The organism is Streptomyces mayteni (genome assembly GCF_054783955.1).
Genome location: NZ_BAAGPR010000167.1, coordinates 1 through 11,965 on the forward strand (window position 1 = coordinate 1; position 11,965 = coordinate 11,965).

Sequence of the window (11,965 nt, forward strand, 5' to 3'; positions counted from 1 at the left end):
AGGGGCGTGATCTCACGATTCACGACACCGCCACGGGCGGCGCGGGCGCGGCGACGCCGCACCCCGTCCCAGCCGGGCGGCCCGCGGGCACCGGCCGATCCGCGCGCTGCGGCGCCGTTCGGCCAGCCAGGCCGATCGCGGCCCTGCCTGCGCCGTTTCGCCTCGGCGGACCCGCTGGTCGACACCGCCCGCGCCGTTCGGTTCGGCCGGGTGGCCAGCTGGCAGCACCCGTGCATCGGGCGCGGCGACCGCCGTTCGGCCGGCCGGGCTGGTCCCTGCCGTGCCGGCGGCGCTCCGCTGAGGCCGACCCGCTGGTCGGCACCGCCCGCGCGGCGGGCGAAGCGACGCCGTTCGGTTCGGCCGGGTGGCCAGCTGGCAGCACCCGTGCATCGGGCGCGGCAAGCGCCGTTCGGCCGGCCCAGCCGGTCCAGGCTGCCGGCGTCGCTCCGCTGGCGCGGACCGAGCAGCGACCGCCGGTCGGTCCGGGAGTGGCGATGGCGCCGCGGGTCCATGCCGCTGACGCGGACCCGTTGGTCGGCACTGCCCGCGCAGCGGGAGCGGCGACCGCCGCACGGTCTGGCTCGGGCGGCGAGTGCGGGCACCGTTCCGTTGGCGCGGGGCGACCTACGGTCGCCCAACGCACCCCCGGCGCGGAGCCGCCGACCGCGCCTGCCCCGGTGCTGCCGCCCGGTCGTACCGGGCAGCCGGCCGGCAGGCAGTGGCTTCCGGGGGTCCCGGGGGCGAAGCCCCCGGAAGCCGGTCCTCGGTGGCGGCGCGGCCGCACGCGGGCGCCGGCGCCACCAGACGCCGGCCGGGTCAGCGGCGCAGCCACACCGCGGAGTCCGGCTACAGAAGCCGCCCCGTCGCCGCCACGTCCCCGTACCACCGCGCGCTGGACTTCGGCGTCCGCCGCTGCGTCTCGAAGTCCACGTGCACGACCCCGAACCGCTTGCTGTAGCCGTACGCCCACTCGAAGTTGTCCATCAGCGACCACAGGTAGTAGCCCCGCACGTCGGCGCCCTGGCCGATGGCCTCGTGGATGGCGGCCAGGTGGCCCCGCAGGTAGGCGATCCGGTTGGGGTCGTGGACCGCGCCCGAGTCGTCCTGCTTGTCGTCGAACGCCGCGCCGTTCTCCGTGACGTAGAGCGGCAGGCCCGGCGCCTCCCGGCTGAAGCGGAGCAGCAGGTCGGTGAGGCCGGTCGGGTCGATGACCCAGCCCATGTCCGTGCGGTCGCCGGGCGCCAGGTGGAACTCGACGCTCTCGGAGCCGACCCACGGCGAGTGGTCGGAGACGCCGTGCGCGTGGTTGCGGGCCGCCGGGCGGCCGGCGGTCGGCGCCGAGACGACGGTGGGCGTGTAGTAGTTGAGGCCCAGGTAGTCGAGCGGCTGGTGGATGGCCGCCTCGTCGCCGTCCCGCACGAAGGACCAGTCGGAGACGCGCGCCGTGTCCCGCTTCAGGTCCTCCGGGTAGGCGCCGTGCAGCAGCGGGTCGGAGAAGATCCGGGTGTGCAGCCCGTCGATCCGCCGCGCCGCGTCCTGGTCCTCCGGCGAGTCGCTGCGCGCCCTGATCACGCCCGGGTTGAGCGAGACGCCGATCCGCGCGTCGCGCGGCAGCACGGAGCGCAGCGCCTGGGTGGCCAGGCCGTGGCCCAGGTTGAGGTGGTGCGCCGCCTTGAGCACCGACTCCGGCTCGGTGCGCCCCGGGGCGTGCACGCCGGAGCCGTAGCCGAGGAACGAGCTGCAGAAGGGCTCGTTCAGGGTGGCCCACAGCCGCACCCGGTCGCCCAGCGCGTCGCCGACGATCCGGGCGTACTCGGCGTACCGCTCGGCGGTGTCCCGCACCGGCCAGCCGCCCGCCTCCTCCAGCTCCTGCGGGAGGTCCCAGTGGTAGAGCGTGAGCGACGGGGTGATGCCCCGTTCGAGGAGGCCGTCGGCGAGTGCCCGGTAGAAGTCGAGGCCGCGCTGGACGGCCGGGCCCCGGCCGGTCGGCTGCACCCGGGACCAGGAGACCGAGAAACGGTACGCGCCGAGGCCGAGTTCGGCCATCAGGTCGATGTCGTCCTGCCACCGGTGGTAGTGGTCGCAGGCGACGTCGCCGGTATCCCCGCCCAGCACCTTGCCCGGGGTGCGGGCGAAGGTGTCCCAGATGGACGGTGTGCGTCCGTCCTCCCGCGCCGCGCCCTCGATCTGGTAGGCGGCCGTCGCCGACCCCCACAGGAAGTCGGAGGGGAAGGACAGGGCCCCGGCGGTCTCGGTGGGGTCATTCTCAGTCATGGAAGCGCTCCCATTCTTGCTCGTGGATGAGGGTATCGAACGCCGCGCGCCGGGGGGTGCCCGCCCGCCGGCCGGGCGGCGGCCCGGCCGGCGAACCGAAGGGGCTCAGCCCTTGAGCGCTCCATTCATGATGCCGCCGACGATCTGCCTGCCGAACAGCACGAACGCGATGAGCAGCGGCATCGTCGCCAGCAGCGCGCCGGCCATGATCACGCCCTGGTCCTGCACGTAGCCGCGGCCCAGGTTGGTCAGTGCCACCTGGACCGTCGGGTTCTGCTGGGTGAGCGCGATGATCGGCCAGAAGAACTCGTTCCAGGCCATGACGAAGGTCAGCATGCCGAGCACCGCCATGGCCGGCCTGGCGGCGGGGAAGACCACGTGCCAGACGATCCGCAGGCTGTTGGCGCCGTCCACCCTGGCGGCCTCGATGAGCTCGCTCGGCAGGGCCTGCGACAGGAACTGCCGCATGAAGAACACGCCGAAGGCGCTGACCATCATCGGCAGGATGACGGCCTGCAGCCGGCCGGTCCACTCCAACTCGGCGATGGCCATGAACATCGGCACCACCGTGAGCTGCGGCGGCACCATCATGGTGCCGATGACGAGCAGCATCAGCAGGTTCTTGGCCCGGAACCGGAGCTTGGCGAAGGCGAAGCCGGCCAGGGTGGCGAACAGCACCGTCGAGACCGTGATGGTGCCGGCCACGAACAGCGTGTTGAGCATGGCCCGGCCCATGTTCGCGTCGGTCCACGCCGACTCGAGGTTGGTGAAGAGCCGCCCGCCGAACCAGAACGGCGGGGTCGACTCGGCGAGCCGCGCGTTGGTGTGGGACGAGGCGAACGCCTGCCACACCAGCGGGTAGAGCGAGCCGACGGTGAAGACCGTCAGGATGGTGTACGTCAGCCAGCCCGCGTGCATCTGCCGCCCGGCGGAGCCGGCACGGCGCAGCCGACGGGGGCGGCGGGCGCCCGGCGGTTCCGCCGGCGCCCCGGTGACCTGCCGTGTCTCGCTGGTCGTGGTCGCCATCACTCCTCCTCCCCGCTGCTGCGGCCCACCCAGCGGGAGAGCACCCAGTAGACGAGCCCGATGACGATCAGCAGCAGGAACATCGTCCAGGCGATGGCCGACGCGCGGCCGAGGTGACGGTTGAACCAGCCCATCTCGTAGAGGTAGAGGCCCAGCGTCTGGTACTGCCCGCTGGCGCCGCCCTCGGCGCCGCCACCGCCGAACAGCATGGGCTCACCGAAGAGTTGGGTGGCGCCGATGGTGGAGACCACGATGGTGAACAGGATGGTCGGCCGCAGCGAGGGCAGCGTGATGTGGCGGAACTGCTGCCAGCGCGTCGCGCCGTCGAGCGACGCCGACTCGTAGAGGTCGTTGGGGATGGACTGCATCGCGGCCAGGTAGATCAGCGTGTTGTAGCCGGTCCAGCGCCAGATCACGATGGAGGAGACGGCGAACTGCGAGGTCCAGGTGCCCGACTGCCAGTCGACGTTGTCGATGCCGACCAGGCCGAGCGCCCAGTTGATCATGCCGTAGTCGCGGCCGTAGAGCATGGCGAAGACCAGGGCCGCGGCCGCCACCGAGGTGGCGTACGGGGTGAGGATCGCCACCCGGTACAACATGCTGCCACGCAGCTTGTAGTTGAGGAGGTGGGCGAGCCCCAGCGCCATCAGCAGCTGCGGCACCGTGGAGATCACGCCGATGGTGAACGTGTTCTGTAGCGCGTTCCAGAAGAACTCGTCGTCCCACAGCCGCGTGTAGTTGTCGAAGCCCACCCACTCCATCTCGTTGGGGCGGCTCAGCGACACCTGGTGCAGCGAGGCCCAACCCGTGTAGAGCAGCGGGAAGAGGCCGAAGGCCGCGAAGAAGAGGAAGAACGGCGAGATGAACGCGTAGGGGCTGTACCTGATGTCCCAGCGATAGCGTCGGGAGCGCCGGGCGGCCCGCTTGGCCGCCTTGGGGTCGGCCGGCTCCGTCGGCCCTCGGCCGGGGTCCTTCCTGCGCGGGGCCGCGCCCCCCGGGGTGACGGGGGGCGCGGCCTCTCGGTGGTCAGTAGTCATCTACCTGTCCCGGTTGGATCCGCATGTGCTGCTTATTCCGCGAGGGCGTTGTCCAGCGAGCTGACCACGGACTCCCAGGCGCTCTCCGGCGACTCGCCCTGCGCGTCGATCTGGACGAGACCCTGGGAGATGCCGTCCTGGATCACCTGGTCGTTCGGGCCGATCGGGCTGGACGGGATCTCCGCGGCGGCCGCCGAGAAGAACTGGCCGATGGGCGCGTCACCGAAGTACGGGTTGGTGGCGTTGAGCACCTCGGGCAGCTGCTGGGCCTCGGCCGAGCTGGGGTAGCTGCCGCGCTCGGAGAAGAGCGTGGCCTGCTGCTCGGGCGCGGTCAACCACGCGGCCAACTCCACAGCCTCGTCGTGGTGTTCGCTGGCCTCCGGGACACCGATGAAGGAGCCGCCCCAGTTGGACGGGGCCGGGGAGGCGGCGACGTTCCACAGGCCCTGGCCCTCGTCCCCGGCCTGGGCCGCGATGTGGCCGAGCATCCACGACGGGCAGGCGGAGAAGGTGGCGAAGGCGCCGTTGGCGATGGCGCGGTTCCAGTCGTCGGTGAACTGCTGCTGCTTGTTGGTGAGTCCGCGCTCGGAGGCTTCGACGGCCAGGTCCCAGGCGTCGGACACGCCCTGGCTCTCCTGGTAGACGGTCTCGCCGGCCTCGTTGGTGTAGCGCTCCTCGTAGCCCGAGACCACGGCGTTGAACAGGCCGGGGGCCGAGTCCATCCACGAGATGCCCTCGGGGCCGTCGGCCTGGAACTGCTCGCCGACGTCGAGGTACGACTCCCAGTCGGCGAAGAGCGCGCCCACCTCCTCGGGGTCGGTGGGCAGCCCGGCCTGCTCGAAGTAGTCGGTGCGGTAGCAGATGCCGGTGGGGCCGATGTCGGTGCCGAGACCGATCAGACGGCCGTCGGGGTCGGTGGCCTGGCCGACCTTGAACGGCATGAAGTGGCTGGGGTCGACGTTGTCGTACTCGTTGAAGTCGACCCAGGCGTCGCTGAGTTCGGTGGTCATCTCGGCGATGTTGCCGACCTCGATGGCCTGGATGTCGGCGAGCCCGCTGTTCTGCCCGAGGCGGGTGCGCAACTGGGCGATGTAGTCCGCGAGCTCGGTGACCGAGTCCTGCTCGATCGTGATGTCGGGGTTCAACTCCATGTACTCGTCGTAGAGTCCGGCCTCCTCGAAGCCGAACTGGCCGAACACGCCGACCCTCAGGGTTATCTGACCGTCACTCTCGTCGTCGCTGTCGCTCGAACAGGCGCCGAGCAGCGAGACGGCGAGGACGCCGGTGACACCCATGGTGAGTGCCCGGGTGATTCTGCGGTGCGTTCGACGTGCGATGGCCTCATTGCGCATAACGGCTCGTCCTCCTGGCGCACACTGACGTTGCCTTCCCAGCGCTGGTGCGGCGTGTGGGGGATGGGGGTGCCCTGGGCTTGGAACGTACGGGTTCTGTAGGGTCTCGATGGTATGGGAGCGCTCCCAATCGCGATGGGTTGAAGGGTTCCTGAGCCGTCACCAGTGTGTCAAGCGCCAGGGCGGATCGTCAGGGATTCCGTGATGTAGTTGGATCCTGGGGGCAAACGGAGGGATGCGATGGCAGTGGCAAGACGCGGCACCGGCCGTGACGGGAGGCCGACCCTTGAACAGGTCGCGGCGCGAGCCGGGGTCGGCCGAGGGACGGTCTCCCGGGTGATCAACGGCTCCCCGCGGGTGAGTGACCGCACCCGGGCAGCGGTGGAGCAGGCGATCGCCGACCTCGGCTACGTACCGCACCAGGCGGCCAGGGCGCTGGCCGCCAACCGGTCCAACGCCATCGCCCTGGTGGTGCCCGAGGCGGAGGGCCGGCTGTTCTCCGAGCCCTTCTTCTCCGGGATAATCCGCGGCGTCAGCGCCGAGCTCGTCGACACGGACATCCAGCTGCTGCTGACGTTGATCCGGGCGCCCAGGGAGCGGGCGCGGTTCGCGCAGTACGCGGCGAGCGACCGGGTGGACGGCGTGCTGCTGGTCTCGGTCCACGGGGACGATCCGCTGCCCGACCAGCTGGCGGAGATGGGCCTGCCCGTGGTGATGACCGGCCGCCGCTCGGAGGACGAGCCGGTGCCCTACGTGGACTGCGACAACGTGGGCGGCGCGCAGCAGGCCGTCGAGCACCTGCTCGGCCGTGGCCGTTCCACGGTGGCGACCATCTCGGGTCCTGCCGACATGTACGCGGCGCGCTGCCGGCTCGACGGCTACCGGGAGGCGTTGCGCGCGGCCGGCAAGGCGTCGGACGAGGAGCTGGTCGCCCGCGGCGACTTCACGGAGGAGAGCGGGTACGCGGCGATGCGGGAGCTGCTGGCGCGGCGGCCCGCGCTCGACGCGGTGTTCTGCGCCTCCGACCCGATGGCGATGGGGGCCAGGCGGGCGCTGCGCGAGCTGGGGCGCTCCGTCCCGGGCGACGTGGCGCTGGTCGGCTTCGACGACTCGGCGCTCGCCCGGCACATGGACCCGCCGCTGACCAGCGTCCGGCAGCCCACCGAGGGCATGGGCCGGGCGATGACCAGGGCGTTGCTCCAGCTGATCAACGAGGGCGGCCAGGACCGCCCGCACGTGCTGCTGCCCACGGAGTTGGTACGTCGCGCGTCCTCCTAGGCCGGGTCTGCCGCCCCCCCTCCTCACCCGTCGCGACGCGCGTAGCCCGTCACCACCCCGCCGGATCCGGCGGGGTGGTGACGGGCTACGCGCGGGCGGCGCGGCCGCTCACGCCGAGCGGACGGCCGATAACGAATCCGTAACCATCGGTTGCCTCCCCGGGCTGGTCACTGAAGGCTGATCACCGTGTCAGAATCCGTCTCAACTTCCGTCTCGACCACGCCGAACGGCGCTCCGTGGCCCGAGCGGACCGCGCCCTGGCCGCCGCGCAGCGCGCCGCTCTTCGGTCCCGAGTTCACCCGGGACCCGCTCGCCTACTACGAGGCGCTCCGCCGGGACTTCGGCCCCGTCGCCCCGGTGACGCTGGACGAGAGCGGGGTCTTCCGCGGCTACCTGGTGCTCGACCACGTGTACCAGCTGGAGATCCTGCGCAACCAGGGCCAGGTGTGGGCGCGGGACTCCCGGTGGTACCGGGACCTCGCCGACGGCGCGTTGCCGCTCGACCATCCGCTGGTCCCGCAGTTCGCCTACCGCCGCAGCCGACTCAACGCCGAGGGCGCCGAGCACACCCGCATGGCGGCGGCGGGCAACCAGGCGCTCGGCGAGCTCGACCTGGTGCGCACCCGCGACCTCGTCGAGGACCTCGCCCACCAGCTGGTCGACTCCTTCCTGCCGCACGTCGACCTCGACCTCGACCTCGACGTCGACGAGGACGGCGAGGCCGCCGCGCCGCCGGAGGCGATCGAGGTCGACATCCTCGCCGAGTACGCGCTCCAGCTGCCGCTGCTGGTGATGATGCGGCTGATGGGCATGGACGAGGGCGCCGCCCTCGCCACCGGGAACGCGATCCACGAGATGCTGAGCGGCGGCCCAGAAGCCCAGCGCGCCGCCGCCGACCTGGACGGGCTGATGCTGGCCCTGGTCGCGGGAAAGCGGGAGGAGCCCGGGCCCGACCTGGTCTCCTGGATCCTGCACCACAACCGGGACTCCGGGCTGGACGAGCACGAGCTGCGCGAGGAGGTGTGGCTCCAGATCGTCGCCGGCCGCGGCGCCAGCACCACCTGGATCTGCAACACGCTGCTCGAACTCCTCAGCAACGACGACCTGTACGCGGACGTCCTCGCCAACCGGTGCTCGATGGACGAGGCGATGAACCACGTGATGTGGGTCAACGCCCCGATCCAGAACCTGTTCGGCCGCTGGGCCACCCAGCCCGCCAGGATCGGCCCCTACCGGCTCGACGTGGGCGACATGGCCATCGTCGGCCTCGGGGCCTCCGGCATGACGATGCGCTCGGCCGGCCTCGACGTCTCCCGCACCAACAACGCCCACCTCGCCTGGGGCGGCGGCAACCACGGCTGCCCGGCGCGCGACCTGGGCCGGCTGATCGTCAGGACCGGTCTCGAGGTCCTGTGGGACCGGCTGCCCGGGATCGATCTGGCCGTGCCCAGGGAGAAGTTGACCTGGGACCTGCCGTACGTGGCGCGTTCCCCCGCCGCGCTGCCCGTGACCTTCCCCCGCCTCCCGGCCGAGCCCAAGGACGCCACCCGATGGACATCCAACAGCACCCCGTTCACCTCGAGCCCGCCCCGGAAGACCTCCACGGAGTCGAGGGAGCGGCCCTCCGAGCGGCCGGGCCGGTTGCCCAGGTGGCGCTCCCTGGTGGCGTGGTGGCCAAAGCGGTGACCACCCGCGAGACGGCGTCGCTGGTGATGAGCGACCCGCGCTTCGCCAAGGACATCGCGCACTGGGGCGCCTACCGGCGCGGCGAGATACCGAGCGACTGGCCGCTGCTCTTCATCGTCGAGGGCCGCGGCCTGCTCACCACCGACGGCGAGACCCACCGCCGGCTCCGGCTGCCCGTCCAGCGCGCCATCTCCCCGCGCCGCGTCAGGGAGTTGCGGCCGCGGATCGACGGGATCGTCGAGCGGCTGCTCGCCGACCTCGCCGCGCGGCCGGCCGGCGTCGAGACCGACCTGCGCGCCACGTTCGCGCTGCCGCTCCCGCTCGACGTGATCTGCGACCTGCTCGGCGTCCCCGAGGACGGCGAACTGCGGCTGGAGCTGCACGAGTTGTCGGCCGCCGCGATGAACTCCGAGGCCACCGTGGCCGAGGTGCAGGAGACGGTGGGGCAGCGCTTCCCCGCCGTGCTCGGCGAGCTGATCGAGCGGAAGCGGGCCGCCGGCGACCGGGACGACCTCACCATGGAGCTCGTCGAGGCGCTGGACGCGGGCGAGTTGAGCGTCGCCGAGGTGATCGGCAACCTGGTGGTCACGGTCATCGGCGGCCACGAGACCACGGTGAACCTGATCTGCCACGCGGTCCGCGGGCTGCTCACCCACCCCGAGGCGCTCGCCGCCGTCCGCGCCCGTGAGGCGGCGGGCGAGGACCCCTGGTCGGACGTGGTGGAGGAGGCGCTGCGGTGGGAGTCCCCCACCCGGCACATCATGTTCCGCTACGCCACCGAGGACGTGACCGTGCCTGGCGGGGCGGTGATCAGGGCGGGCGAGGCGGTGCTGGTGCCGATGCCGGCCATCCAGCGCTGCCCGTACACCTTCCCGGAACCGGACACCTTCCGGCCCGGGCGCCCGGAGGCCGGCCGGCACATCGCGTTCGGCGTCGGGGCCCACCGCTGCCCCGGCGCCTCGCTGGCCAGGCTGGAGGCCGAGGTCGCGCTGCGGCGGCTCTTCGTGGCCTTCCCCGACCTGACGTTGGTCGACCGGGCCCCGGACCGCGTCCCCTCCCTCGGCATCAACGGCCACCGGGAACTGCCGGTGGTGCTGCGGCCCGAGGGCTGACCGCCCGCCGGGCACCGGGCACCGACCGGTGCCCGGCGCCACAGGCGCGGCCCGCGCCCGGGTCGGCGTCACGACCAGGGCACGGCGGGCCGGCCGGCGCCCGCCAGGGCGAGCACCGTGGCCCGCACCGCCCGCGGGTCGCGCTGCGGCCGGTAGTCGTACACATCGGCCGGCCGCCAGCCCACGTCCGTGGTGAACTCGCGCAGCGCCCACTCGGGCGGCTCTGGCAGCGCCCGCGCCTCGGCGGCCCGCTCCTCGAACTGCCGCGCGGCCACGGCGTTCAGGTCGGTCGGCCGACCGCGGAACCACGAGCCGCGGTCCAGGAACCGGTGCCCGTTGAGATTGGCCAGCGCCAACTCGGCCGAGGCGCCGGGACCGGTGTAGTCGAACGCGTTGTACTCCGACACGATCGCCGACTCGAGACCGACGCCGATCCCGTAGCGCATCGGGTAGTCAGGATCGTCCGTGGCGCCGGTGAAGTAGTTGTTGTACGCGTGCACCTGGCCGAAGCGCACCCGCGGGCTGCGCTGGGCGCTGTCCGCGAACAGGTTGTGGTGGAACGTCATCCGCAGCCGGCCACGGTCCCGGTCGCCGCGGCCGTCGCCCGAGCCGATCAGCAGCGTCTTGGAGTGGTCCGTGAACCGGCTGTAGGAGACGGTGACGTAGTCCGTGCCGTCCTCCATGTCGAGTAGCCCGTCGTGCCGCTCCACCGGCTCGCCGTGGAAGCCGGTCGGCGCCTCGCCGTTGGGGTAGCGGCCGTCGCCGAACGTGCAGTGGTCGATCCAGACGTTGGTGCCGGTGACGACGGAGAACGCGTCGAACCTGGCGTTCCACGCGCCGTCCTCGCCGTCCCACGGGTCCCAGGACGGGAAGTGGTCGACCGGCGCCTCGAACTCCAGGTCGCGCACGATGATGTTGCGCCCGGTGTTGATGGTCAGGTTGACGCCGAGCAGCCGCGCGTCCCGGCCGAGGCCGAGCACCGTCGTGTTGCTCGGCACCGTCAACTGGATCTGCCGCTTCTGGGCGTTGGACCCGGTGGTGCGCAGCCGCCGCTGCTCGCCGCACCACGGGTGGCGCGCGTCGCTCCACTCGGTGCCCTCGGGGCCGAAACAGGCCATGTAGCGCTCCAGATCCCAACCCGGCGCGTAGTCAGCGGCGTCGAGCAGCCGGCCGTCGTCCGCCTCGTTGCCGGCGATGTCGCCGCGCACCAGCACGAGCTTGGGCGCCGTGGGATCACCGTGGTTGGCCAACGCCTCGACCAACTCGGCCCGGGTCTCCACCACATGCACGCTCTCCGGCGCCGCGCCCGCGCCGCCCGTGGTGCCGGCACCGGCCGTCGCCCAACCCGTGGGACCGCCGACTGGCATGGCAACGAGGCCCGCTGACGATGACTCAGCGACACCGACGTGGGCCGCGGCGGGTCCGGGGACGAGCGCCAGCGCGCCCGCGAGCGCGGCGGCCAACAGCGGGCCGGCAGGGTTCTTTCGCATATGCCCCTGTCGCCGCCGGGACCCCGGAAGGTTGCCGCGCGGCACGCCACGGCTGCCGGACCTTGGCGATTCCGTTGCCAGAAGGTTGCCGAACGCCGCCCGTACCGTCGGCAACGCGGTCTAAGGTCCCTGCCATGGCAGTTCGGCACCTGTGCGCCCCCGGGGACCTGGACACCCGCCGCCCGCTGCCCGGGCGGCCGGCCGCCGCGCAGCGGGTGGCCGCCGTGGCGGCCAGCGACGGGCTGCGCCGGGTCGCTGTCGCCACCGCCGCGCCCTGGTTCCACGGGCTCGGCGAACTGCTGCTGCTCGACGCCGAGTCGGGCGGCCCGCCGGCCCCGCTGCGCCCCACCGTGCGCCGACCGCACCCGGGGCTGGTCCGCGACCTGCTGCTCAGCCCGGACGGCGGCACGCTCACCGTTGCCCTCGGCGGCACCGAGGAGCAGCACATCGGCCAGCTCGTGCACTGGTCGCTCGGCGGCCCGACCGAGCGCTGGCGCCGCTCGCTCGGCCGGCCGCGGGACGCGGGACTCGGCGACGGCGCCCGCCCCCAACTCGCCGCCAGCGCCGACGGAACCACCCTCGCCTGCGCCGACCTCGGCCGCCGCGGCGTGCTGGCGCTCGCCGCCGTCGACGGCCGCCGGCTGCTCGACCCGCCGGCGCTCGCCGGCAGCCCCGCCCTCGCCCTCGACCGGGCCGGCGGCCGGCTCAGC

Annotated in this window: 9 protein-coding genes; 4 read left to right on the forward strand and 5 right to left on the reverse strand. The window is 72.7% G+C overall.

Features of this window, described 5'->3' with window-relative positions; all coding sequences use genetic code 11:
• Positions 1 to 846: 846 nt before the first annotated feature.
• The 4 genes from ACYVPE_RS37295 to ACYVPE_RS37310 form a co-directional block, all read right to left on the reverse strand.
• On the reverse strand, positions 847 to 2,274 hold the full coding sequence (locus tag ACYVPE_RS37295) for a GH1 family beta-glucosidase (protein ID WP_461038275.1): 1,428 nt from the start codon (positions 2,272 to 2,274) through the stop codon (positions 847 to 849).
• A gap of 105 nt (positions 2,275 to 2,379) precedes the next feature.
• The gene (locus tag ACYVPE_RS37300) at positions 2,380 to 3,300 is read right to left on the reverse strand and encodes a carbohydrate ABC transporter permease (RefSeq protein ID WP_461038276.1); all 921 of its coding nucleotides are present in this window, start codon (positions 3,298 to 3,300) and stop codon (positions 2,380 to 2,382) included.
• Positions 3,300 to 4,337, reverse strand: coding sequence for a carbohydrate ABC transporter permease (locus tag ACYVPE_RS37305; protein WP_461038277.1), 1,038 nt, complete (start codon positions 4,335 to 4,337; stop codon positions 3,300 to 3,302). The genes ACYVPE_RS37300 and ACYVPE_RS37305 overlap by 1 nt, the downstream gene beginning before the upstream one ends.
• Positions 4,338 to 4,369: 32 nt before the next feature.
• Positions 4,370 to 5,689, reverse strand: a complete 1,320-nt coding sequence (locus ACYVPE_RS37310; RefSeq protein ID WP_461038278.1) for an ABC transporter substrate-binding protein — start codon at positions 5,687 to 5,689, stop codon at positions 4,370 to 4,372.
• A 240-nt stretch (positions 5,690 to 5,929) separates the two neighbouring features.
• Here ACYVPE_RS37310 and ACYVPE_RS37315 point away from each other — a divergent pair, with 240 nt between their 5' ends.
• The 3 genes from ACYVPE_RS37315 (at position 5,930) to ACYVPE_RS37325 (ending at position 9,765) form a co-directional block, all read left to right on the forward strand.
• On the forward strand, positions 5,930 to 6,967 hold the full coding sequence (locus ACYVPE_RS37315) for a LacI family DNA-binding transcriptional regulator (RefSeq protein ID WP_461038279.1): 1,038 nt from the start codon (positions 5,930 to 5,932) through the stop codon (positions 6,965 to 6,967).
• Between the two features lie 186 nt (positions 6,968 to 7,153).
• Positions 7,154 to 8,653, forward strand: a complete 1,500-nt coding sequence (locus tag ACYVPE_RS37320; RefSeq protein ID WP_461038280.1) for a cytochrome P450 family protein — start codon at positions 7,154 to 7,156, stop codon at positions 8,651 to 8,653.
• Positions 8,650 to 9,765: a cytochrome P450 gene (locus tag ACYVPE_RS37325; RefSeq protein WP_461038281.1), complete on the forward strand. Its 1,116-nt coding sequence runs from the start codon at positions 8,650 to 8,652 to the stop codon at positions 9,763 to 9,765. The genes ACYVPE_RS37320 and ACYVPE_RS37325 overlap by 4 nt, the downstream gene beginning before the upstream one ends.
• A 68-nt stretch (positions 9,766 to 9,833) precedes the next feature.
• Here the strand turns inward: ACYVPE_RS37325 and ACYVPE_RS37330 are convergent, their stop codons facing one another.
• Positions 9,834 to 11,132 (reverse strand): pectate lyase family protein, encoded by a 1,299-nt coding sequence (locus tag ACYVPE_RS37330; RefSeq protein WP_461038282.1) that lies wholly within the window; start codon positions 11,130 to 11,132, stop codon positions 9,834 to 9,836.
• A 257-nt stretch (positions 11,133 to 11,389) separates the two neighbouring features.
• Between ACYVPE_RS37330 and ACYVPE_RS37335 the strand changes: the two genes are divergently transcribed.
• The coding region (locus ACYVPE_RS37335; protein WP_461038283.1) for a hypothetical protein at positions 11,390 to 11,965 on the forward strand (576 nt) is incomplete at its 3' end.